The organism is Enterobacter sp. JBIWA008, from assembly GCF_019968765.1.
Classification (GTDB): domain Bacteria; phylum Pseudomonadota; class Gammaproteobacteria; order Enterobacterales; family Enterobacteriaceae; genus Enterobacter.
Genome location: NZ_CP074149.1, coordinates 1037908 through 1062358 on the forward strand (window position 1 = coordinate 1037908; position 24451 = coordinate 1062358).

Annotated in this window: 19 protein-coding genes and 1 pseudogene; 16 read left to right on the forward strand and 4 right to left on the reverse strand. The window is 57.5% G+C overall.

Features of this window, described 5'->3' with window-relative positions; all coding sequences use genetic code 11:
• Positions 1-9 precede the first annotated feature (9 nt).
• From phoA to adrA, 3 genes are all read left to right on the forward strand, one after another.
• Positions 10-1425: an alkaline phosphatase gene (gene phoA / locus KGP24_RS05055; RefSeq protein WP_223562565.1), complete on the forward strand. Its 1416-nt coding sequence runs from the start codon at positions 10-12 to the stop codon at positions 1423-1425.
• Between the two features lie 89 nt (positions 1426-1514).
• Positions 1515-1835 carry a phosphate starvation-inducible protein PsiF gene (psiF, locus tag KGP24_RS05060; protein WP_023334671.1) on the forward strand — a complete coding sequence of 107 codons (321 nt, stop codon included), beginning with the start codon at positions 1515-1517 and terminating at the stop codon, positions 1833-1835.
• A gap of 102 nt (positions 1836-1937) precedes the next feature.
• The gene (adrA, locus tag KGP24_RS05065; protein ID WP_223562566.1) at positions 1938-3041 is read left to right on the forward strand and encodes a diguanylate cyclase AdrA; all 1104 of its coding nucleotides are present in this window, start codon (positions 1938-1940) and stop codon (positions 3039-3041) included.
• A gap of 16 nt (positions 3042-3057) precedes the next feature.
• On the opposite strand, the gene proC is transcribed toward adrA, so the two are convergent.
• Positions 3058-3867 carry a pyrroline-5-carboxylate reductase gene (gene proC / locus KGP24_RS05070; protein WP_223562567.1) on the reverse strand — a complete coding sequence of 270 codons (810 nt, stop codon included), beginning with the start codon at positions 3865-3867 and terminating at the stop codon, positions 3058-3060.
• Positions 3868-3964: 97 nt separating this feature from the next.
• On the opposite strand from proC, the gene KGP24_RS05075 reads away from it, so the two are divergent.
• From KGP24_RS05075 to ppnP, 5 genes are all read left to right on the forward strand, one after another.
• On the forward strand, positions 3965-4423 hold the full coding sequence (locus KGP24_RS05075) for a YaiI/YqxD family protein (RefSeq protein ID WP_223562568.1): 459 nt from the start codon (positions 3965-3967) through the stop codon (positions 4421-4423).
• A 144-nt stretch (positions 4424-4567) separates the two neighbouring features.
• Positions 4568-5092 (forward strand): shikimate kinase AroL, encoded by a 525-nt coding sequence (gene aroL / locus KGP24_RS05080; RefSeq protein ID WP_223562569.1) that lies wholly within the window; start codon positions 4568-4570, stop codon positions 5090-5092.
• Positions 5093-5136: 44 nt separating this feature from the next.
• The gene (gene yaiA, locus KGP24_RS05085) at positions 5137-5328 is read left to right on the forward strand and encodes a protein YaiA (RefSeq protein ID WP_014830849.1); all 192 of its coding nucleotides are present in this window, start codon (positions 5137-5139) and stop codon (positions 5326-5328) included.
• Between the two features lie 237 nt (positions 5329-5565).
• On the forward strand, positions 5566-6243 hold the full coding sequence (locus KGP24_RS05090) for an AroM family protein (RefSeq protein ID WP_223562570.1): 678 nt from the start codon (positions 5566-5568) through the stop codon (positions 6241-6243).
• Positions 6244-6315: 72 nt separating this feature from the next.
• On the forward strand, positions 6316-6603 hold the full coding sequence (ppnP, locus tag KGP24_RS05095; protein ID WP_223562571.1) for a pyrimidine/purine nucleoside phosphorylase: 288 nt from the start codon (positions 6316-6318) through the stop codon (positions 6601-6603).
• 49 nt (positions 6604-6652) lie between these two features.
• Here the strand turns inward: ppnP and rdgC are convergent, their stop codons facing one another.
• Positions 6653-7567, reverse strand: coding sequence for a recombination-associated protein RdgC (gene rdgC, locus KGP24_RS05100; protein ID WP_023310540.1), 915 nt, complete (start codon positions 7565-7567; stop codon positions 6653-6655).
• 123 nt (positions 7568-7690) lie between these two features.
• Here rdgC and mak point away from each other — a divergent pair, with 123 nt between their 5' ends.
• On the forward strand, positions 7691-8596 hold the full coding sequence (gene mak / locus KGP24_RS05105; RefSeq protein ID WP_223562572.1) for a fructokinase: 906 nt from the start codon (positions 7691-7693) through the stop codon (positions 8594-8596).
• Positions 8597-8674: 78 nt separating this feature from the next.
• On the opposite strand, the gene sbcC is transcribed toward mak, so the two are convergent.
• Entirely contained in the window at positions 8675-11806 is a 3132-nt protein-coding gene (gene sbcC / locus KGP24_RS05110; RefSeq protein ID WP_223562573.1) for an exonuclease subunit SbcC, read from the reverse strand.
• Positions 11803-13008 carry an exonuclease subunit SbcD gene (gene sbcD, locus KGP24_RS05115; RefSeq protein ID WP_223562574.1) on the reverse strand — a complete coding sequence of 402 codons (1206 nt, stop codon included), beginning with the start codon at positions 13006-13008 and terminating at the stop codon, positions 11803-11805. The genes sbcC and sbcD overlap by 4 nt, the downstream gene beginning before the upstream one ends.
• A 187-nt stretch (positions 13009-13195) precedes the next feature.
• Here sbcD and phoB point away from each other — a divergent pair, with 187 nt between their 5' ends.
• The 7 genes and pseudogenes from phoB to KGP24_RS05150 all read left to right on the forward strand — a co-directional run bounded on the left by phoB (position 13196) and on the right by KGP24_RS05150 (position 24428).
• Positions 13196-13885 (forward strand): phosphate response regulator transcription factor PhoB, encoded by a 690-nt coding sequence (phoB, locus tag KGP24_RS05120; RefSeq protein WP_008503265.1) that lies wholly within the window; start codon positions 13196-13198, stop codon positions 13883-13885.
• 21 nt (positions 13886-13906) lie between these two features.
• The gene (gene phoR, locus KGP24_RS05125) at positions 13907-15202 is read left to right on the forward strand and encodes a phosphate regulon sensor histidine kinase PhoR (protein WP_223562575.1); all 1296 of its coding nucleotides are present in this window, start codon (positions 13907-13909) and stop codon (positions 15200-15202) included.
• Positions 15203-15611: 409 nt separating this feature from the next.
• On the forward strand, positions 15612-16931 hold the full coding sequence (gene brnQ, locus KGP24_RS05130) for a branched-chain amino acid transporter carrier protein BrnQ (RefSeq protein WP_223562576.1): 1320 nt from the start codon (positions 15612-15614) through the stop codon (positions 16929-16931).
• 81 nt (positions 16932-17012) lie between these two features.
• Complete coding sequence (gene proY / locus KGP24_RS05135) at positions 17013-18386, forward strand: proline-specific permease ProY (protein ID WP_008503261.1); 1374 nt, start codon at positions 17013-17015, stop codon at positions 18384-18386.
• Between the two features lie 140 nt (positions 18387-18526).
• Positions 18527-20344, forward strand: a complete 1818-nt coding sequence (gene malZ, locus KGP24_RS05140; protein WP_223562577.1) for a maltodextrin glucosidase — start codon at positions 18527-18529, stop codon at positions 20342-20344.
• Positions 20345-20432: 88 nt separating this feature from the next.
• Positions 20433-23046: pseudogene (locus tag KGP24_RS05145) on the forward strand (DUF2339 domain-containing protein).
• Positions 23043-24428, forward strand: coding sequence for a DUF3999 domain-containing protein (locus tag KGP24_RS05150; RefSeq protein WP_223562578.1), 1386 nt, complete (start codon positions 23043-23045; stop codon positions 24426-24428). The pseudogene KGP24_RS05145 and the gene KGP24_RS05150 overlap by 4 nt, the downstream one beginning before the upstream one ends.
• Positions 24429-24451 lie beyond the last annotated feature (23 nt).

Consider the following 24451-nt stretch of genomic DNA (forward strand, 5'->3'; position numbering starts at 1 on the left):
GAAAATAAATTGAAACAGAGCGCACTTTTCATTGCATTACTTCCCCTGTTAATTACCCCTGCCATTTATGCTGATACGACGCAAACCAGCGTGCTGGATAATCGTGCGGCAAAAGGCGATATCACCCAGCCTGGCGGCGCGCGCCGTTTATCAGAAGATCAAACTGCCGCTATTCGCGCTTCGCTAAATGATAAGCCGGCGAAAAATATTATTCTGCTGATTGGCGATGGAATGGGGGATTCCGAAATCACGGCGGCGCGAAATTATGCCGAGGGCGCGGGCGGCTTTTTTAAAGGCATCGATGCATTACCGCTGACCGGACAATATACCCACTACGCGCTGGATAAAAAAACCGGTAAACCGGATTACGTAACGGACTCCGCGGCCTCGGCCACGGCGTGGTCCACCGGCGTGAAAACCTATAACGGTGCGCTGGGCGTGGATATTCACGAAAAAGATCATCAAACCCTTCTGGAGATGGCAAAAGCGGCGGGCCTGGCGACCGGCAACGTCTCCACCGCTGAACTTCAGGATGCGACGCCTGCGGCGCTGGTGGCTCACGTGACCTCGCGTAAATGCTACGGCCCGTCAGTGACCAGCGAAAAATGCCCCACGAACGCGCTGGAAAAAGGCGGCAAAGGATCGATTACGGAACAGCTGCTGAACGCACGTCCTGACGTGACCCTGGGCGGCGGCGCGAAAACCTTCGCGGAAACCGCGACGGCGGGCGATTGGCAGGGCAAAACGCTGCGCGAGCAGGCGCAGGCTCGCGGCTATCAGCTGGTGAGTGACGCAAATTCTCTGGCGGCGATAACCGAGGCGAACCAGGACAAACCGCTGCTGGGGCTGTTCTCTGACGGCAATATGCCCGTGCGCTGGGAAGGACCAAAAGCCTCATATCATGGCAATATCGATAAACCAGCCGTAACCTGTACCCCGAACCCGAAACGCACGGACAGCGTGCCGACGCTGGCGGCGATGACCGATAAAGCAATCTCTCTGCTGAGCAAGAGCGAAAAAGGGTTCTTCCTGCAGGTAGAAGGCGCGTCGATAGATAAGCAAGATCATGCGGCGAATCCGTGCGGTCAGATTGGCGAAACCGTCGATCTGGACGAAGCGGTGCAGAAGGCGCTTGAGTTTGCGAAAAAAGACGGCAACACCCTGGTGATCGTCACCGCGGACCATGCGCATGCCAGCCAGATCGTTCCGCCAGATACCAAAGCCCCGGGCCTGACGCAGGCGCTGAACACCAAAGATGGCGCCGTCATGGTGATGAGCTACGGCAACTCTGAAGAAGAGTCCATGGAGCACACGGGCACCCAGCTGCGTATTGCGGCCTACGGTCCGCATGCGGCAAACGTGGTAGGCCTGACCGATCAAACGGATCTGTTCTATACCATGAAGGCGGCGCTGGGCCTTAAATAATAAAACCCCGGCGGAAATCACATCTGCAGGGTGGTTTTTTTCCTGTCACGAACCAGACTTACAGGGAATGTTCACAAAAGGATGGTGCAATGAAAACAACATTACTGGTTACTCTGCTCTCCGGCCTGTTCCTGGTCGCATCGGCAAACGCGGAAGAGAAAACGTTAACGCCGCAACAGCAGCGTATGACCACCTGTAATCAACAGGCGACGTCTCAGAGTCTGAAGGGGGATGCTCGTAAGACCTACATGAGCGATTGCCTCAAAAACGGCGCCGCGAAGCCGGCTGAAAAAAGCCTGACGCCTCAGCAGCAAAAGATGCGCGAGTGTAATGCCAAGGCAACCGAACAGTCCCTGAAAGGGGATGACCGCAGCAAGTTCATGAGTGCCTGTCTGAAGAAAAAAGTGTAGTTCTAACGGGTGAGCGGCTCAGGCGGCTCACCCGAAATTTCATACTTTCCCCGCAGACCCCCTCTCTATAATTTGGGAAAATGTTTCAGAATATTCCCAAAAATGATGAATGATGAAACGTATTACAACAAAAAGCGCATTCGGGAAGAGTGGAATCTAACCCTTTCTCAGGATGACCCTCACCGCGCCGGCATTCAGTTTGCACGGAGAGTTCGGCTGGCGCGCGCCGTGGGGCTGGCAGCGATGTTTTTCCCGGTTGCAGGGATGCTGGTCACCCATTTTTTACCCGGTGGCTGGTGGCTTTTACTGGTGGGGTGGGCGTTCGTCTGGCCCCATTTAGCCTGGCAGTTATCCTGCCGTGCCGCGTCACCTCATCAGCAGGAAATTTTCAATCTTAAAATCGATGCCATTATTGCCGGGCTCTGGATCGGCCTCATGGGGATGAGCGCGTTACCCACGGCAGCGCTGGTGATGATGGTAGGGATGAATATGATGGGCTCCGGGGGCTGTCGTCTGTTTATCCCGGGGATCCTGTTGACCTTGCTTTCCGCGCTGGTGACGCTGCCGCTTGTCGGGAGCGTGGTCGTCTTCAATCCCGACCTCGTGGAATGGGGCTTAACCCTTCCCGTGCTCGTGCTTTATCCCATGCTGTTTGCCTGGCTCAGTCACCGCACCGCCGTCAGGCTTGCAGAGCACAAGCAGCGGCTGGAAATGATGAGCACCCGTGACGGTATGACCGGTGTCTTTAACCGTCGGCACTGGGAAATGCTGCTGCGAAATGAATTTGAGCACTGTCGGCGCGACCACAGCACCGCAACGATATTACTGATTGATATCGACCACTTTAAAAATATCAACGATACGTGGGGGCACGCTGTGGGAGATGAGGCGATCGTTGCCATTACGCGCCAGCTCCAGCGGGCGGTACGGTCAGGCGATGCGATCGGCCGGTTTGGCGGGGATGAGTTTGCGGTGATTATGTCGCAGACCGCGGCGGAAAGCGCCATCGCCGTGATGTCGCGGCTGCATGAGCGGCTGGAAAACCTGACGTTACCGTGCGCGCCAAAAGAAGCGCTGCGCATCAGCGTAGGCGTTGCCCCCTGGGGGCCGCAGTTTGAACATTATCGGGAATGGCTAAAGGCGGCTGACGTGGCGCTGTACAGGGCGAAAAATGCCGGGCGCAGCCGCACCGAAGTGGCCGCCTGACGCCCGACTGAAAGGATCAGGATTTACTCAGCTTCTCTGATTTTTCCATGCATTTTGCCATCGCCTCAATGACGGCAGAGCGGAACCCGCGCTCTTCCAGCACCCGCACCGCTTCGATGGTGGTACCGCCCGGGGAGCAGACCATATCTTTCAGTTCACCCGGGTGTTTACCGGTCTCCAGCACCATTTTGGCGGAGCCCATGACGGCCTGCGCGGCGAACTTATACGCCTGGGCGCGCGGCATTCCGCCAAGAACGGCGGCATCGGCCATCGCTTCTAAAAACATGAAGACATACGCAGGCGCAGAACCACTGACGCCGACCACCGGATGGATCATCGATTCGGCAATCACTTCTGCTTCACCGAAGCAGCGGAAAATGTTCAGCACGTCGGCCACTTCTTCTGTGGTCACCAGCGCGTTAGGCGTGACGGAGGTCATGCCCGCGTTAACCAGCGAGGGGGTATTGGGCATCGCGCGGACGATTTTACGATCGTGACCCAGCGCGCGCGCCAGCTGATCGAGCGTGACGCCTGCGGCAATCGACACGACCAGCGTCTCTTTATTCAGGCTGGAGGTGATATCGCTCAGCACTTTGATCATGATGTTCGGCTTGACGGCGCCAAAGACGATATCGGCTACCTGGGCCACTTCCTGCGCGATTTCGGCGGCGTTGATCCCGTATTGATCGCGCAGCGCGGCGACCTTGTCCGGTGACGGGGTATAGACCCAAATCTGACCCGGCAGCACCTGCCCGCTGGCGATCAGGCCGCCCAGGATGGCTTTGCCCATGTTACCGCAGCCGATAAACCCGATTTTCTTGTCCATCACGATTCTCCGTCATTATGCGTTGTTTTCTCTGATTGATAGCTTAACAACGAAATGCAGGCGACAATAGTCGGCAGAGTTATTATGGGGAGACAATATGGCGATTTGGGTTGATGCGGACGCGTGTCCGAATGTGATTAAAGAGATTTTATTTCGCGCCGCAGAGCGCGTTCAGATGCCGCTGACGCTGGTGGCTAACCAGAATATTCGCGTACCGCCTTCGCGGTTCATCCGCTCTTTGCGCGTACCGGCCGGGTTCGACGTGGCGGATAACGAAATTGTTCGCCTGTGCAGCGCGGAGGATCTGGTGATCACGGCGGATATCCCGCTGGCTGCCGAAGTGCTGGAGAAAGGGGCGGCGGCGCTCAATCCGCGCGGTGAGCGTTATTCGCCTTCGACCATTCGGGAAAAGCTCACAATGCGCGATTTTATGGATACGATGCGGGCCAGCGGCGTGCAGACCGGTGGGCCAGACAGTTTAACTCAGCGTGACCGCCAGCAGTTTGCCGCAGAGCTGGATAAATGGCTGCTGGAAGTGAAGCGCCGTACGGCGTAATGATAATCATTGTCAAATATGGTACAGTATGGCGGTAACAGGGTTGTCATCCCGTACCGCTTTGCAGTAAAGTAAACGCAACATCTTCTGCAATTATTTCTTTACACTCTTCGGCCATCCGGCATCAAGGGGAAACACCTGGTTATGACCCAACCCATCTTTTTAGTTGGCCCCCGCGGCTGTGGGAAAACCACCGTTGGCCTGGAGCTGGCGCGCGCCTGTCAACGCCATTTTATTGATACTGACCACTGGCTGCAGACGCTGGCCGGACAGACCATTGCGGAAATTGTTGAGAAAGAGGGCTGGGACAGCTTTCGCAGCCGCGAAACGGCCGCGCTGGAAGCGGTGACGGCACCCGATGCTGTGATTGCCACTGGCGGCGGGATTATTCTGGCGGAATATAACCGCCGCTTTATGCGCGAAAAAGGGATTGTGATTTACCTCTGTGCACCGGTGGCTGCCCTGGTTGGCCGTCTGGAAGCGTTTCCGGAAGAGGGGCAACGCCCTGCGCTGACCTCCAGACCGCTCAGCGAAGAGGTGAGCGAAGTGCTGGCGGAGCGCGATGCGTTATATCGCGAAGCGGCTCATCACGTGGTGGATGCCTCAGCCTCTCCCGAAGACGTTGTGATTCAGATTATTACCGCCCTGCGTTTGGCTTGTGCCAGCTAACCGGCGTCTATACTTATAGCTCAGACATAAAAAAAGGATGAGCTATGCCAACCAGACCTCCCTATCCGCGTGAAGCGCGCATTGTTACCGTAGAAAAAGGCCAGGGCGATCGCACCGTGACCTGGTATCAACTGCGTGCCGATCACCCCAAACCCGACTCGCTGATTAGCGAACACGAAACCGAGCAGGAAGCGCTGGATGCCAAACGGCGCTACGAAGATCCCGATAAGTCGTGAGTTAATTCCTGAATGGCCTAATACCGTGCGCACATCACACTTTTTACTCATCGTTAATGTTAAGCAAGAGTTAATATTTAGTTATTACAGGTAGCTTCGAAATGGGCAGGCGATCTTTACATTTCGGTGTGCGGATCACCTGCTACGCTTGGTGCTGTTTTGTTGAAAAAATGAACGGTACAGCGTAGTGAGCCTGTGCCTGTGTGAAAGTTTTGGTAGTAACGGAAGGCGATGAAGATGAAGGCGACGTTGGCGATCCTCACCATTGGTGTGGTGCCTGTAAGCGAAGTATTACCGCTCTTAACCGAGCATGTATCTGAACAACAGATCACGCATCTTAGCCTGCTGGGTAAGATAAGCCGGGAAGAGGTCATGGAAGACTACGCTGTCGAGGCGGGGGAGGATCCCCTGGCGACGTTATTAAGTGACGGTAAACTGGCACATGTATCCCGCCAGAAAGTCGAGCGCGCGCTTCAGGGAGTGATAGAAGTGCTCGATAATCAAGGCTATGACGTTATTTTGCTCATGAGTACCGCACCCATCAAAGGATTCGTCGCACGTAATGCGATTTTGCTGGAGCCGATGCGGATCATTCCGCCGCTGGTGGCCTCGATTGTTGACGGGCACCAGGTAGGGGTAATTGTGCCCATTGAAGAACTTATGGATAACCAGGAGGCAAAATGGCAGGTGCTTGAAAAAATGCCGCTGTATGCTCTTGCAAATCCGTTCTGGGACAGTGAGGCAAAACTCATTGCGGCCGGTAAGGAGTTACTGGAACGAGGGGCAGATGTGTTAATTCTCGACTGCCTGGGGTTCCATCAACATCATCGTGATTTGCTGCAAAAAGCCCTAGATGTGCCCGTGCTGTTATCCAACGTTCTGATGGCTCGCCTGGCTTCGGAACTTCTCATGTAATGTTTTTGCGTGACAGGTGATGAGCATGGCCCCTATAGTGGATTTTTATCTAAAAAATATAAGGGCCAGTTCATGCTTCAAAGTAACGAATACTTTTCCGGTAAAGTGAAATCCATTGGTTTTACCAGCAGCAGCACTGGCCGCGCCAGTGTCGGCGTGATGGCTGAAGGGGAATACACCTTTGGTACAGCCGAAGCTGAAGAGATGACGGTGGTGAGCGGTGCGCTAAACGTCTTACTGCCGGGTGAAACGGAATGGAAAGTTTACTCTGCCGGCGAAGCTTTCAACGTCCCTGGCCACAGTGAATTCCATCTGCAGGTTGCTGAACCGACCTCTTATCTGTGCCGCTATCTGAAATAAAAAATAAGCCGGGTGGCGCTCACGCTTGCCCGGCCTGCGTTTTCTTGACTTATCTCTGCGCTTCGCCGCCGAGACCTTCCACCAGATTCTGAATCAACGCGGCCAGCTCGCCGGTCATGAGGATGAAGTCCGCGTCAAAGCGCTGGGCGTAATCTTCCCTGTCGATATCTTCGTTCTGATCGCGCAGCTCGTCGCAGAACTTCAGACGCTTAACGGAGCCGTCGTCGCACATCACAAACTGAATGCGCTGCTGCCAGTCGAGCGCCAGTTTGGTCACCACTTTGCCTGCTTCAATGTGCACGGCGATTTCGTCGCTCACCAGATCCTGCTTTTTCGCGCGGATGACGCCGCCATCTTCAAGCAGGGCTTTCAGCTCGGCCTCATCAAGGATCTGGAAACCCTGTGCCGCAGCACCGCTGCGTACCCATTCGGTCAGCGTCAGCTCGATCGGCGTTTCAAGCGCCAGCGGAACCACCGGTAAAGAACCGATGCTTTTGCGCAGCAGGGCCAGCGTATCTTCCGCTTTTTTGGCGCTGGCGCAGTCCACCATGATCAGCCCGTTGACGGTATCGATCCACATCATGGTCTGGCTGAAGCGGCTAAACGCGCGCGGCAGCAGGGAGTGCAACACTTCGTCTTTCAGGGAATCTTTTTCAGTCTTTTTCAGCTTGCGGCCCTGTTCGGCTTCAAGCTTGAAAATTTTCGCTTCGAGCGCCTGCTTCACCACCGGCGTGGGCAGGATTTTCTCTTCTTTACGGGCGCAAACGATGATTTGACCCGTGCTGCTTGCGTGGGTCAGGGCATCGCTTTGTGAACCCATTGGCGGAACCCAACCGGTTTTCGCCATATCCTGGCTACCGCAAGGGGAAAAGGTATAAGCGGCTAACTGTTTTTCCATCTCTTCTGCACGCAGCGAAACGTCGCGGCTGAGACGGTAAACCATCAAATTTTTGAACCACAGCATGATAATTTCCACGGCCTTGTCGTTAAATCAGCGGGCATGATAACGAATTGTCGCATCGCTTGCATTGCTAATCGGGAAGCGTGCTTCTACTCTGTTGATAATCAAAATAATGAGGAGAGTCTTGTGCGTATTGGGATCGATTTGGGCGGCACCAAAACAGAAGTCATCGCACTGAGCGAGCAGGGGGAGCAGCTTTTCCGTCATCGTCTGCCCACGCCGCGCGACGATTATCACCAGACTATCGAGACGATTGCCAGCCTGGTTGAGATGGCAGAGCAGGCGACAGGACAGACCGGCAGCGTCGGGATGGGCATTCCTGGGTCAATTTCTCCTTATACCGGAGTGGTGAAAAACGCCAACTCCACCTGGCTCAACGGCCAGCCCTTTGATAAAGATTTGAGCGTGCGTCTGCAGCGCGAGGTGCGTCTGGCGAATGACGCGAACTGTCTGGCGGTATCAGAGGCCATCGACGGTGCGGCGGCAGGAGCTCAGACCGTTTTTGCTGTCATCATCGGTACCGGCTGCGGGGCCGGTGTAGCGTTCGGCGGGCGCGCTCATATCGGCGGTAACGGTACGGCGGGCGAGTGGGGACATAACCCGCTGCCGTGGATGGATGAAGACGAGCTTAAATATCGTGCTGAAGTGCCGTGCTACTGCGGAAAGCAGGGCTGTATTGAGACGTTTATCTCCGGCACCGGTTTTGCGACTGACTACCACCGCTTGAGCGGCCAGCCGCTCAAGGGCAACGAAATCATGCGTCTGGTCGAAGAACAGGATCCGGTCGCCGGGCTAGCCCTTAGCCGCTACGAAATGCGGCTGGCGAAATCCCTGGCGCACGTGGTGAATATTCTCGATCCGGACGTGATTGTGCTCGGCGGCGGCATGAGCAACGTCGACCGGCTGTATGCCACGGTACCGAACCTTGTCAAACAGTGGGTCTTCGGCGGCGAATGCGAAACCCCGATCCGCAAAGCTGTCCACGGTGACTCCAGCGGCGTGCGCGGCGCGGCGTGGCTGTGGCCGGAATAAACGTTTATTCCCTCTCCCTTTGGGAGAGGGCCAGGGAGAGGGCCAGGGTGAGGGCACCAGACCGCACCATCCTCCCATTTATTCCACCGCAAACACCTTATCCAGCCTGCTATACCCCAGCCCGTTAATTTTCTTCACCTTGATCTGCACCGGAATGCGCTCTTTCATCGCCTCAACGTGGCTGATTACGCCGATGGTTTTCCCGGTGGCGTTCAGCGCGTCGAGCGCATCGAGCGCGGTGTCCAGCGTTTCGCTGTCGAGCGTGCCGAATCCTTCATCCAGGAACAGCGAATCGATTCGCGTTTTGTGACTCACCAGGTCGGAAAGTGCCAGCGCCAGCGCCAGGCTGACGAGGAAGCTTTCGCCGCCAGAGAGCGTACGGGTATCGCGCACGGCATCGGCCTGCCAGGTATCGACCACCTCCAGCTCCAGTGCGTCACTGACTTTACGCTGGAGCAGATAGCGCCCGTGTAGGCGATTAAGCTGCTGGTTAGCCAGCCAGACCAGATTATCCAGCGTCAGACCCTGGGCGAATTTGCGGAACCTGTCGCCGGTGCTGGAGCCGATCAGCACATTCAGGTGCCCCCAGTCCTCGGTCAGACGTGAGGCCTCGTCAATTTGCAGCATCAGCGCCAGCTGATGCTGGCGGTTATCGCTGTCCTGCTTAAGCTGCTGGCGGATCTCCCCCTGATGGGTGGTGTTGTCACGAAGTTGCTGCGCCAGCTGCTGTAGCTGTGCCTGCAGGGTTTGCGCGTCGGCTTCCAGCCCTTCCGGTCGCTGGCTCTGGTGGGCCTGCAGCTGCTGTTCAGCCTGCCCGCAGAGCGCTATTGCCTGCTGAAGCTGGCTCTCCAGCACCTGCTTGCGTTGCTCAAGACGGCGGATGGTCTCCTCATCCAGCAGCGCGGCGAGAAAGTCCTCCCGATCGGCGAAGCAGCTGGCCGCCAGGGCGGTGGCAAATTGCGTTGTGGCGTGCTGTAACCGCTCGCTTTCCAGACTTTCCTGTTGCTGCAGGGTGGCAAGCTGGCTCTGCAGCGACAGGCATTCGTCATGGATCTCTCGCCAGTTCTCAGGAATGGCCGGTTCAGCCTCAGTGTCATCGGTTGCCGGAAGCGTGTCGAGCAGAGGTTTAAGGGTGTTAATGCGCTCCTGAATCGCCGCATGCTGCGTCTGTTTTTCCTGCCACAGGTTGAATTCCGCTTCCCGGGCGTGCAGCCAGACGGCTTCTGAGCCCTCTTCAGGGACATTCAGTGATAGTGCGAGCAGGGAGTTTTCCAGCGCCTGCCGCGTAGCCGACAGCTGTTGCTGATACTGTCGCTCCTGCACTTCCTGCTCGTTCAGCTGGTTTTGCAGGGTCAGACGCTGGCTCAGCTGATAAAGCTGGCGCTCGTACTGTTCCTGCTCGTTCATCCACGTGGTGATATCTTCCTGAATATTCAATGAGATGTTCAGGGTGGTGCAGATCTCCAGCCACTCTTTAGTGAGCGCTTGCTCTTCCTCAGAAAGCGTCTTTGCTTCGTCTGTTTCTCGCTGGATCTGCTGCGTCAGGGCATTGACCTGTCCCAGTACCAACAGACCTTCTTCTTTAAGCGCGGCGACCTCTTTTTCCAGCGCATCCCGGCGTCGCTGGTTTTCGGTGAGTTCAAGCGCCTGATACGTATCAACGGCGGGATGTTCACTGGAACCGCACAGCGGGCAGGGTTTACCCGCCTCAAGCTGCGAACGGTAGTTTTCCAGCTTTTTGATCGTCGCTTCGCTTTCGCACAATGCTTTCAGATCGACATAGTGCTGGTTTTTTTCTTTGTACTGCTGGCGGCGCAGCGTCAGCGTTTCATTGAGTATTACCTGCTCGGCCTGAGCTTTTTGCCGGGTATCCGCGTTCTGCTGCAGCCGTTTTTGCAGGGGCTGATAGCGGGCATGAAGTGACGTCAGGCGCTGACGGAAAGGGCGTGACCTGGACTGTTGCTCCAGTGCCGCTGCCACGTCATCCGCCGTCAGCGTCAGGGCATTTTCCGGCATGTCGGCGAGCTTCTGACGTGATTCAGCAATACGTGCTGCAAGCGTGGCGATCTGATGTTTATCGCGATTCAACTGTGTGAAATGGGCGCGCCAGCCAGCAATCTCCTGGCCCCACAACCGGTAACGTTCATGCGCCGTCAGCCATGTTGCCTGGGTTGTCAGATCGGTCTGCAGTTGTTGATGGGTACGCAGTGCCGTAAGCCGGATGCGCGAGCGCTGCGCGGTTTTGGCCTGTAAGCGAGTATTTACTTCGACAATGCGCAGCTTTGTCTGCCCGAGGCGCGTGGTCTGCTCTTGCTGACTATCCCACAGAGGACGAAGCTGGGTGGCGGGCTGCGCAAGCTGGAGCTTTGCCAGCTCAGGCGCGGCCTCCTTCAGGGAGTGCTGCGCCTGCTGTTGCAAGAACATTACGCGCTGTTGCTCGCGAATAAGTTCATCGTTGCGCGTCAGCCACTGAAAATCTCGCTGTTGGTTCTGCTGCTGAGTCAGCAGGGTTTTCTCTTCGTCAGTAAGTGCCTGCAAACTCTGCTGTAACTGCTGTTGTTGCGCTTCGCTCAGTAGCACAACGCCTGCGGCCTGCGCCTCGCACATCTCAAGCGCGTTACGGGCGGCCTTATGTTTCTCGAATACCATCGCTGAAATCTGGCCGTAGATCTCCGTACCGGTCAGCTCCTCCAGCAGCTCGGCGCGATCGCCCGGTTTTGCATTGAGGAAGGCGGCAAACTGCCCCTGCGAGAGCAGCATGGAGCGGGTAAAGCGACCATAGTCCAGCCCGGTGAGCGCGGCGGTTTGCTCGAGTTTATCCGTCACTTTGTCGGCCAGGATTTTGCCATCTTCGCAGCGCGCCAGCTCCACGCGCGGCGCCTGCAGGTTCCCGTCAGGCTGGTTGCGCGCGCGGTTCTGGCTCCAGAACGCGCGGTAGGCAGTGCCTTTTACCTCGAATTCCACTTCCGCCAGGCACTCGGCGGTGTCGCGCGTCATCAGGTCGTTTTGCGCCTGGGAGACCTTCTGCAGTCGCGGCGTTTCGTGATAAAGCGCCAGACAGATAGCGTCAAGCAGGGTGGTTTTACCGGCCCCGGTCGCGCCGGTGATGGCAAACAGCCCGTTGCTGGCAAACGGCTCAGCGGTAAAATCAATTTTCCACTCGCCCTTGAGGGAGTTGAGGTTTTTCAGACGCAGGCTCAAAATTTTCATGCGTTCTCTTCCTCATCAGCGAGCGCGTGCAGAGTATGAAGGAACAGCTCGTTAAGCCTTGCGCGCGTTGTGTCGTCAATCTCTTCCTGCGACAGACGGCGTTCAAATACCTCTTCCACCTTCAGTTCGCTGAGCGTTTCACGCTGCGCACCCAGCAGAATTTTCTCGCGCTGTTCGCGGCTGCGGCGTACCAGTAAGACCTCGACGGGAAGCGCTTCCGTCAGCGCCTGGATTTTACGCTGCATATCATGCAGATAGTCATCGGTCGTGATTTCGATATCCAGCCAGATGGGGGGATTTTGCTGGACGTCGCGCCATTGCTCCAGCTGGGCGGTAATGGCCGCCAGATCGCCCTTCAGCACCGCCAGCGGTTGGGTGACGGGGACCTCCATCGACTCAACGGCGCTGAGTTTGCCCTCGCTAAAGCTCACCAGATGAACACATTTGGCTTTGCCGGTCTCATCAAAACTGAGCGCAATGGGCGAGCCGCAGTAGCGAATGTGCTCGCAACCGCCAATGACCTGTGCCCGGTGAATATGTCCGAGTGCGATATAATCCGCTGGCGGGAAATTTTGTGCCGGGAAGGCATCCAGCGTGCCAATATAGATGTCACGTACCGCGTCACTTTTACTGGCACCGACGGTGGTGAGGTGGCCGGTGGCAATCACCGGAATGGCTTGCTCGCCGCGCAGGGAGCAGGCATCGGTATATTGTTGGTGATAATAGTCAGTGATGCTCTGCAGCAGATGCTGCTGTTTTTCTCCGCCGGACATCCCCGCCTGGCTCTGCACGATATCACGCGGGCGCAGGAAGGGAACCGGGCACAGTACCGCCCCAGGTGTACCGTCACGTTTTTTCAGGATCTGCGGAGCATGTCCGGCACTGGCCACCACGGTAGTGTTAAGGAAGGCCAGGATGTCGCGGGATTCATTCAGCATTGCGACGGAATCATGGTTACCGGCGACAATCACCAGATGACAGCCGGTTTGCTGCAGATTTACCACGAAGCGGTTGTAGAGCTCACGCGCATAGCTTGGCGGCGAACCGGTGTCGAAAATATCACCCGCCACAATAATCGCGTCCACCTCGTGCGTCCGGGCCGTTTCCAGCAGCCAGTTCAGGAACGCTTCATGTTCAGCCGCACGGCTTTTGCTGTAAAAATTTTGACCCAGATGCCAGTCCGAGGTGTGAAGTATTCGCATAGCTGATCCGTGGCAAAAAAGAGAAAGCAGGATTATAAACGTTCAGAGACGGGAAAATAACCGCTGTAATAAAACAACCGTTTGCCCGTTATCGTGGTACTGTTTTTCATAAATCTGTCATAAATCTGACGCATAATGACGCCGCATTACAAACTTGTAACTTAAATAAGATAAGACAGGGCAAAGTATGGCGAGACGTATTCTGGTCGTAGAAGATGAAGCTCCAATTCGTGAAATGGTGTGCTTCGTGCTCGAGCAAAACGGCTTCCAGCCGGTTGAAGCGGAGGATTATGACAGCGCGGTGAACCAGCTGAATGAACCCTGGCCCGATCTGATCCTGCTGGACTGGATGTTGCCTGGCGGCTCCGGACTGCAGTTTATCAAACACCTGAAGCGTGAAGCGCTGACCCGCGACATCCCGGTTGTGATGCTTACGGCGCGCGGAGAAGAGGAGGATCGCGTGCGCGGTCTGGAGACCGGCGCGGACGATTACATTACCAAACCATTCTCCCCCAAAGAGCTGGTGGCCCGCATTAAAGCCGTGATGCGCCGTATTTCGCCGATGGCGGTGGAAGAGGTGATTGAGATGCAGGGCCTCAGCCTTGACCCCACCTCACACCGCGTGATGACCGGTGAAAATCCTCTCGACATGGGGCCTACCGAATTTAAACTCCTGCACTTCTTTATGACCCACCCGGAGCGCGTTTACAGCCGCGAGCAGTTGCTGAATAACGTCTGGGGAACTAACGTGTATGTCGAAGACCGGACGGTTGACGTACATATTCGCCGCCTGCGTAAAGCACTGGAACTGAGCGGCCACGATCGTATGGTGCAGACGGTCCGCGGCACGGGTTATCGTTTTTCTACCCGTTTCTGAACAATGACAGGAGTGTGACGCGTGCTGGAACGTCTGTCATGGAAAAGGCTCGTCTTTGAACTGATCTTATGCTGTATTCCGGCCTTCCTACTGGGGGCCTTTCTTGGACACCTGCCGTGGTTTCTGCTGGCGTCGGTCACCGGGCTGCTGATTTGGCATTTCTGGAACCTGCTGCGTCTCTCCTGGTGGCTGTGGGTTGACCGAAGTATGACGCCGCCGCCGGGAAGCGGCAGCTGGGAGCCGCTGCTCTACGGTCTGCATCAGATGCAGATGCGTAATAAAAAGCGACGCCGCGAGCTGGGAAGCCTGATTAAGCGTTTTCGCAGCGGTGCTGAGTCACTGCCGGATGCCGTTATTCTTACGACCGAAGAAGGGACGATCTTCTGGTGTAATGGCCTTGCTCAACAGCTGCTGGGCCTGCGCTGGCCCGACGACAATGGCCAGAATATCCTCAACCTTTTGCGTTATCCCGAGTTCACGCTGTACCTGAAAAAGCGTGATTTTACCCGCCCGCACAATCTGAAGCTCAATAATGGTCGCCATCTGGAGATCCGCGTAATGCCCTACAGCGATAAGCAGTGGCTGATGGTGGCGCGCGATGTCACCCAGATGCACCAGCTGGAAGGGGCACGTCGCAACTTCTTCGCCAACGTCAGCCACGAACTGCGTACCCCGTTGACCGTGCTGCAGGGCTACCTGGAGATGATGCAGGAGCAAACGCTGGAAGGTGCGCCGCGTGAAAAAGCGCTGCACACCATGCGGGAGCAAACGCACCGGATGGAAGGCCTGGTGAAGCAGCTTTTGACCCTCTCGAAGATTGAAGCGGCGCCAACGCTCGCGCTGAATGACACCATTGATGTCCCGATGATGCTGCGGGTTGTGGAGCGTGAAGCGCAGACGTTAAGCCACAAAAAGCATCACCTGACCTTTGACGTCGACAACACGCTGAAGGTGCTGGGTAGTGAAGATGAGCTGCGTAGCGCCATTTCCAACCTGGTGTACAACGCGGTGAATCATACGCCGGAAGGGACGGATATCGTGGTGCGCTGGCACCATACCCTAACGGGGGCCGAGTTTAGCGTTGAGGACAACGGGCCGGGGATCGCGCCGGAACATATTCCGCGTCTGACCGAGCGCTTCTACCGCGTGGATAAAGCGCGATCGCGGCAGACGGGCGGAAGCGGCCTGGGGCTGGCAATTGTGAAACATGCGTTGAATCACCACGAAAGCCGTCTCGATATTCAGAGTACCCTGGGTAAAGGTACCCGTTTCAGCTTCGTGATCCCGGAACGATTAATTGCCAAAAAGATCGCCTGACGGCAGGCGTGTCATTTTACCTTTCCACGGGTCAGCATCTGCTGGCCCGTTTGCTTTGCAGTCAAGCGAAACGCGGATGAATTTTATACGGTTGTCTCTTTTTTGTTCGCATGATTAGCCATGGGTTTTTCTTATAAATAGCGTATTGTGCTGGTACGTTTTTTCATGCTGGCATATTGTTCTGGTTTTGCGATCCCACCTTGCCTTTAAACGTTATAAGCGTTTAAATTGCGCCCCAGATACTGTCAGACCGACTGTATTTGCGTGGTAAATCGAAAAACTATTCTTCTCCACGCCTGGACGGGAGCATTTCCCGCTGAAATTGAGCAAATTTTCGGCTGTATCGTCCCGTCAGGGATATCGAAAATCTCAACGTTTTCAACACCACATCCACAGGCAGTAAGGTTTTATGACCCATCACTTAAAATCGCGTGACATCATCGCGCTGGGCTTTATGACATTTGCGCTGTTCGTTGGCGCAGGCAACATCATTTTCCCTCCAATGGTTGGCTTACAGGCGGGAGAACACGTCTGGACCGCCGCGTTTGGTTTCCTGATTACTGCCGTAGGTCTGCCGGTTCTGACCGTCATCGCGCTGGCGAAAGTCGGCGGCGGTGTGGATAGCCTCAGCACCCCGATTGGTAAAGTGGCGGGCGTTCTGCTGGCAACCGTCTGCTATCTTGCCGTTGGTCCGCTGTTTGCGACCCCGCGTACGGCAACCGTGTCCTTCGAAGTGGGTATTGCTCCCCTGACCGGTGACGGTGCGATGCCGCTGTTTATCTACAGCCTGATTTACTTCGCGATCGTGATTCTGGTTTCCCTCTATCCGGGTAAGCTGCTGGATACCGTGGGTAACTTCCTGGCTCCGCTGAAAATTGTGGCGCTTATTGTTCTGGCTGTAGCTGCCGTCGTGTGGCCCGCTGGCCCGATTAGCGACGCGATGGACGCCTATAAAAACGCCGCATTCTCTAACGGCTTTGTGAACGGCTATCTGACGATGGATACGCTGGGCGCTATGGTATTTGGTATCGTTATCGTTAACGCCGCGCGCTCCCGCGGTGTGACCGAAGCGCGTCTGCTGACACGCTATACCATCTGGGCTGGTCTGATGGCCGGTGTGGGGCTGACGCTGCTGTATCTGGCGCTGTTCCGCCTGGGCTCCGACAGCGCCATGCTGGTCGATCAGAACGCCAACGGTGCGGCTATCCTGCACGCCTACGTTCAGCACACCTTCGGCGGTGCGGGGAGTATGCTGCTGGCGTCGCTCATCTTCCTGGCCTGTCTGGTAACCGCGGTTGGCCTGACCTGCGCCTGCGCAGAGTTTTTTGCACAGTATCTGCCGCTCTCTTACCGCACGCTGGTGTTTATCCTCGGCATCTTCTCCATGGCGGTGTCCAACCTCGGTTTGAGTCACCTGATTCAGGTCTCTATTCCGGTGCTGACGGCGATTTACCCGCCGTGTATCGTGCTGGTGGTGCTGAGCTTTACTCGCCCGTGGTGGAACAACTCTTCACGAATTATTGCGCCAGCCATGTTTATCAGCCTGATTTTTGGTATCCTTGACGGGATTAAAGCATCAGCTTTCGCACACATACTGCCAGCATGGACACAGCGTCTGCCGCTGTCCGAGCAGGGGCTGGCCTGGCTGATGCCTACCGTTGTTGCACTGGTTCTGGCCATTATCTGGGACCGTGCTGCAGGGCGTCAGGTTGCATCGAACGCTCATTAATCAACGGCAACAAACTGTTTAACCACGGGGCTTAAGGCCCCGTGGTTTTTTGTTTTTTTCGTGTTGAATGGCAAGATTTAAATGGAAAGCACTAACAAACTTAAACGTGGATTGAGCACGCGCCACATCCGCTTTATGGCGCTGGGCTCTGCTATCGGCACCGGTCTTTTTTATGGCTCGGCAGATGCCATCAAAATGGCCGGTCCCAGCGTTCTGCTTGCGTACATCATCGGCGGCGTGGCGGCGTATATCATCATGCGCGCCCTTGGCGAAATGTCGGTTCACAACCCGTCCGCCAGCTCATTCTCCCGCTACGCGCAGGAAAACCTTGGCCCGCTGGCCGGGTTTATCACCGGCTGGACCTACTGCTTTGAAATCCTGATTGTGGCGATTGCCGACGTGACGGCGTTTGGCATCTATATGGGCGTCTGGTTCCCGGCGGTGCCGCACTGGATTTGGGTGCTGAGCGTTGTGCTGATCATTTGCGCCGTCAACCTGATGAGCGTGAAGGTGTTCGGCGAGCTGGAGTTCTGGTTCTCCTTCTTCAAGGTCGCGACCATCATCATCATGATCGTGGCCGGTTTCGGCATCATCATCTGGGGAATCGGCAACGGCGGGCAGCCGACCGGTATCCATAACCTCTGGAGCAACGGTGGCTTCTTCAGCAACGGCTGGCTCGGGATGGTCATGTCGCTGCAGATGGTGATGTTCGCCTACGGCGGCATTGAGATTATCGGTATCACCGCCGGGGAAGCAAAAGATCCGGAGAAGTCCATTCCGCGCGCCATCAACTCGGTGCCGATGCGTATTCTGGTGTTCTACGTGGGTACGCTGTTCGTGATTATGTCCATCTACCCATGGAATCAGGTGGGTACCAACGGTAGCCCGTTTGTTCTGACCTTCCAGCATATGGGGATTGCTTTTGCGGCCAGCATTCTTAACTTTGTGGTGCTGACCGCGTCGCTTTCCGCGATCAACAGTGACGTCTTTGGCGTGGGCCGTATGCTGCACGGCATGGCGGAGCAGGGCAGCGCGCCGAAGGTGTTCGCCAAAACCTCACGCCGCGGCACGCCGTGGGTGACCGTCGTGGTGATGACCGTGGCGCTGCTGTTCTCGGTTTATCTGAACTACATCATGCCGGAGAACGTCTTCCTGGTGATCGCGTCTCTGGCGACCTTCGCGACGGTGTGGGTGTGGATTATGATCCTGCTGTCGCAGATTGCCTTCCGCCGTCGTCTGTCGCCGGATGAGGCGAAAGCGCTGAAGTTCAAAGTACCGGGCGGCGTTGCGACGACCGTCGTCGGGCTGATCTTCCTGGTGTTTATCATTGGCCTGATTGGCTACCATCCGGACACCCGCATTTCCCTTTACGTGGGCTGCGCGTGGATCGTCCTGCTGCTGGTGGGCTGGGTGTTTAAATGCCGCCGCGACCGTCAGCTGGCGGAAGCACAGTAATATTTTTTATGCCCTCTCCCTGCGGGAGAGGGAATTTTGCCTCATCCCCCGTCCTCCTCCCCCAATAAATCACGTCATGGTGAGCTATCCTTAACCACCCTGTGGCAAGGTGACGTCAATTTCATCTAAGGGGATTCGTGATGTTAAACGCCTGGCACCTTCCGGTTGCCCCATTTGTTAAGCAAAACAAAGACAACCTTGTGATTACGCTCTGGCTGGCGGGTGAAAATCAGCCTGAACGCGTGACGCTCCGCGCCGAAATCGATAACGAAGAGACTGGGCTGAAAATGCACAAGCTGCGCAGCCAGCCGCAGCCGGGGATCACCGCCTGGCGGGCGAATATCGACCTGCGTAGCGGACAGCCGCGCCGCCGCTACAGCTTTAAGCTTTTGTGGAACAACCGTCAGCTGTGGTTTACCCCGCAGGGGTTTAGCCGTTTCCCGCCCGCCCGGCTGGAGCAGTTTGCTGTGGATTACCCGGATAACGGCCCGCAGTGGGTTAACGACCAGGTCTTTTACCAGATTTTCCCGGACCGTTTTGCGCGCAGCGAAAAACGCACTGCCGACCAGGACAAGATTTATCACCACCATGCGGCGGGCCACGACATTATCCTGAAAGAGTGGGACGAACCGTTAACCGCTCAGGCTGGTGGATCCACTTTTTACGGCGGCGATCTCGACGGCATCAGCGAAAAGCTGCCCTACCTGAAAAAGCTCGGCGTGACGGCGCTGTATCTCAACCCGGTATTTAAAGCCCCGAGCGTGCACAAATACGATACCGAAGATTATCGCCACGTTGACGCGCAGTTTGGCGGTGACGAGGCGCTGCTGCGCCTGCGTAAGAACACCCAAAACGAAGGCATGCGCCTTATTCTGGACGGCGTGTTCAACCACAGCGGAGATTCGCACGCCTGGTTTGACCGTCATAACCAGTCGATGGGCGGGGCATGCCATAACCCGGATTCGCCGCAGCGCGACTGGTACAGCTTTAACGAGGAGGGCCGTGCGCTGGACTGGCTGGGCTACGCGAGCCTGCCGAAGCTGGATTTCCAGTCGCCAACGCTCGTGAATGAAATCTACGGCGGCGAAGACAGCATCGTCCGCCACTGGTTGAAAGCGCCGTGGAATATGGACGGCTGGCGTCTGGACGTAGTGCATATGCTCGGCGAAGCGGGCGGGGCGCGGAATAACCTTCAGCACGTCGCCGGGATCGCGCGCTCGGCAAAAGCGGCCCGGCCGGAGGCGTTCGTGTTTGGCGAGCACTTTGGCGACGCGCGCCAGTGGCTGCAGAACGATGCGGAAGATGCGGCGATGAACTATCGTGGCTTTACCTTCCCGCTGTGGGGATTCCTCGCTAACACCGATATCTCCTACGATCCGAATCATATCGACGCTGAAACCTGCATAGCGTGGATGGAGAACTATCGCGCCGGTCTGTCTCATCAGCAGCAGCTGCGGATGTTCAACCAGCTCGATAGCCACGATACCGCCCGCTTTAAATCCCTGCTCGGCAAGGATGTGGCGCGTATGCCGTTGGCGGTGACCTGGCTCTTCACCTGGCCGGGCGTGCCGTGCATCTATTATGGAGACGAAGTGGGGCTGGACGGCAATAACGATCCGTTCTGCCGCAAAACCTTCCCGTGGGAGTCAGCGAAACAGGACAGGGTGCTGTTGAGCCTGTATCAGCGGCTGGCGAAGCTGCGTAAGCAGAGTCTCGCCCTTCGCTACGGCGGCTGTCAGGTGGTGTACGCCCACGATAACGTGGTGGTGTTTGCTCGCGTTTATAACCAGCAACGCGTGCTGGTGGCGATTAATCGGGGCGAAGCCTGCGAAGTGGTGCTGGATGATTCACCGCTGCTGAAGGTGGCTATGTGGAAGAATAAAGAGGGCAAGGCGACGATACAGGACGGCGTGCTGGCGCTGCCTGCGATATCCGCGACGATCTGGTCCGGCAGCTAAGACCTGCTAATGTTTCCACCTTTTAAGATGGCGCAAATGCAACTATTTGTGTCAATCTTAACGGATCGTTTACGGTGAAGGTGGAAACATGGACGAGCTTTACATCCTTGGCTGTTTGCTCCTGGTTTTTGCGCTGGTGGTTGCACCCGTGCTTGCGGTTATAGGCTTTAACCGAAGCACGGCGGCGCGACAGGAGATCGCCCGGCTACGCCAGCGCATTGAGGCGCTTGAGCAGCGCGGCGTACCTGAAAGAGAGCCGGATCCGGTGCAAACCACCGCGCCAGCGGCTGTGAGCTCGCCGGCCGTTGAGGACGCTCCCGCGCCTGTCGACCCCTGGCGCCACGATACTCCCGCTGCAGTGGCAGAACCCGCCCCAGCCCCGGCGCCTGCGGCAAAACAGCTTTCTGCCTTTGGCGGCATACTGACGTCGCTGGTGCGCTGGTTCATGCAGGGTAATCCGCTGGCGAAGCTTGGGATCCTGCTGCTCTTCCTTGGTCTTTCATTCCTGCTGCGTTATACCGTTGAACATTCCCTGTTCCCGCTTGAGCTGCGCCTCGTGGCAACCGCGCTGTTTGCTATTGTTCTGCTGGCGGTTGGGTGGCGGCTGCGGCACAGGCAGCGTGTCTATGCGCTGATCCTCCAGGGCGGGGCGACCGGCGTGCTCTACCTGACGGTGTTTGGCGCGTTCCGGCTATGGCAAATGCTGCCGATGACGCTGGCCTTTGCGCTGCTGGTGGTGATTTGCGCGGCGAGCGTCGGGCTGGCGGTGCTGCAGAAGGCGCTGAGCCTTGCCATGCTGGCGAGCCTCGGCGGGTATCTGGCGCCGCTGCTCTTATCTACCGGGGGCGGCAGTTTTGTGGCGCTGTTCTCTTTCTATCTCCTGCTTTCCATCGGCATTCTCGCTATCAGCATCTGGCAGCACTGGCGCGAGCTGAATCTGCTCGGGCTGCTGTTTACGTTCGGCGTGGGCGGCCTGTGGGGGCTGAATGACTACCAGCCTGAAGACTATTGGGTCTGCCAGCTGTTCCTGATTGCCAATACGCTGATATTCGGCGTCCTGAGCGTGGCGCTGTCGCTGCGGGCGCAGGAGAAAGGGAGGCAAATTATTGACGGCGTGCTGCTGTTTGCCCCGCCGCTGATCGGTTTTGGAATGCAGTATGGCATGACCCGGCACTGGGAATATGGCCCGGCCCTGAGTGCTCTGGGATACGGCGCATCTTATCTTACCCTCGCGTTCCTTGCGCTGCGGCGCTATCCCTCCATCGGACGACCGCTGGTTATGGCGGCGCTGGCAATCGGCGGCGGGTTCGCTACGCTCGCCATTCCGCTGGCGCTGTCAGCGCGCTGGACGGCGATGGCCTGGGCGCTGGAGGGGCTGGGTATCCTCTGGCTGGGCGTGCAGCAGCATCAGCGTCGCATGAGCTATAGCGGGACGGCGCTACTGGTGCTGGCGCTCGGCAGCGCGCTGTGGGCGCAAACGAACGGCGTTACGTCCCTGAGCCTGCTGCTGATCTTCACCATCCTCAGCCTGTGCTGGCTGGCGGCGGCCTGGCTTTGGCGGACTCTCTTTCTGCCGGTCAGCTGGGCGCTGCTGGCCGGCGGGCTGCTGTTCTGGCTCGTGGCGCTTGGGCGCATCGGGGCTTGCACTTACGCAGGAATTACCGATTCTGGCGTGCGTGCTGGCGCTGACGGCGGCGTCGGTCTGGGGCTGGCGGCAGGTGGCTGCTCGCCTGGCGTGGCGGGAGCTGGATGCCAGCAAATGGCTGCTGTGGCCGGTTATGCTGCTGATGGTGGGTTATCAGCTCTGGCACCAGCAGATCGTTGCCGCCGGCTGGTCAAATCTCGTATGGTGCGTTGCGCTTCCTGCCGCGCTGATGCTGCTCCGGCGCGACGGTGAGAGACTCTTGCCGCGCATCGCGATGGGGCTGCATCTGTCGCTGTTCTGGATGATTTTGCTGGCTCTGGCCGCGGAGCTTTACTGGTTTGCCCGTTCGCTGCCGTGGGGCATGGCGGCCTGGGGCAGCGGGTTAGCGATGGCCGCAGGCGGCGGGGTGATTATGGCGCTCTCTGCAGCCGTACGGCGTCGCGGGTGGCCGTTCCGGGAGTGGCCTGCGCTCTACGCCTGCCTGGCTCCGATCCCCGTGGTCGTGGCGCTGCTGGTATTGCTGGTGGTGACCAATTTCCAGGACGGCGTGGTCTATCGTCAGACCTGGCTGCCGCTGGTAAACCCACTTGAGGAAGGCGCGGCGTTCGCGCTGCTCGGGCTGGTGGTCTTTTATCGCGCGGTGGATCGCTATTACCCGGCGTGGCTCTCGCAGGCCCGCCCGTGGCCTGCCGTCGCGATAATGGCGCTTGGCTTCTGGTGGCTGAACGGTGCGCTGATGCGCGCCCTGGCCTGGTACGGCGACGTGGCCTGGAATATGGCATCGCTGTGGGATTCGCGGCTTGTCCAGACCAGTTTTGCCCTGTTCTGGATGCTGAGCGCGCTGGTGGTCATGATCCATGCCACCCGTAGGGCTTCCCGGCAGGAGTGGCTCTGCGGTGCCGCGCTGCTCGGTGTGGTGATAGTTAAACTGATGCTGGTGGACAGCGCGGGCGGAGGCGGTTTGTCGCGCGCGGTGGCGTTTATCGGCGTGGCGATACTGGTTCTGATCGTGGGGTATTTCTCACCGCTACCGCCCAAAACAGGAGATGAAAAATGAAATGGATGAAAGCGGTAGCCTGTACCGCGCTGCTGGCGTTTTCCGGCCCGGCGTTCTGCGGCGAGGGACAAACGGAATCGCCCCGGGACTATGCTTTTGGTCTTTCACTCGATACGTCTGCTCCTTCCCAGTGGTATCGGGTGATGCTGCCGCTCGCCGTCTATGAGCAAAGCACGTCGCCGGATCTGCGTGATGTCCGCGTCTTTAACCAGTCGGGCGAGCCGGTTCCCTTCAGCCTCGTCAGCGCGACGCGTCCGCAGGGGGCGGTGCAATCCACTGCGCTGCGCCTCTTTCCGCTGGACGCCTCGCCGCTTGCGGGCCCGCGAGGAACCGGCGATAGCGATAAGATCCTGCTCCGTTCCGGAAACGGCGTTGAGATTGTGCTGGAGGGGCAAAAAGCCGCCGCTGCCGGGCAACATTATCTACTGACCCTGCCGGAGAAGGCTACGGAGGAAATGGCCATATCCCAGCTGCAGCTGCTCTGGAATACCCCTCAGACGCCGTGGCAGGGAACGGCGTCGGTCTATTACAGCGAGGATCTTAAGCGCTGGTATACCCTGCGTGAGGATATGCCATTGCTGGACGTCGTCAGCGGCCAGGATCGTCTTAAGCTCGATCGGATAGACACCGATACCGTTTTATCTCCCGATGCAAATCGCTATCTCATGGTGGTGCTGAACGCGCAGAGCCAGGGGATAACCTTGACCGGCGTAAACGCAATCACCGCACCTGCCCAGGCGGCCCGGGAAGCGGTCGATCTTGAGGGAGAAGGGGAGCAGCTATCGACAAGCGAAGCGCAGTGGCACTGGACGCGTCCGCAGCCGCTTAGTGCTGTCAGCATCTCACTGAATGGCGATGGCGTCCTTCCCGTGGAGATCGCGTGGCGGAGTACGGAAAAAGACGCATGGCATCCCCTGAAGAAAGAGGTTCTTTACCGTCTTGAGGGTAAAACGTCGTCACCGGTTTCGCTTAACGGGGGCCCGGTGCAGGCAGTGAAAATCACGACGCTGAATGCGCGTCTGCCAGAATACCTGCCGAGCGTCACGGGACATCGCGACCGCTATGACCTGGTGTTCAACGCGCAGGGGAAAGCGCCGTACGTGCTCGCCTGGGGCAACGGCGCCGCAAAGCCTGCCAGCGTGGAGCCCGGCATGCTGATCCCAGCCGACCTGCGCACGACCTATGATATGGCGAACCTGCCGCAGGCCGACATTCTGGATGATGTCGCGTTAGGCGGCCAGGGGCGTCTGACCGCTACCTCTGCGGCCGAGCGGGAGAGCCGGATGAACACGCTGCTGGTATGGGGCGTGCTGATTGCGGGTGTGATTCTGCTGGCGGGCATGGCCTGGCGCATCTGGCGAGAGACGCAGCGTAAGGCATAAAAAAGGCCCGCATAAGCGGGCCT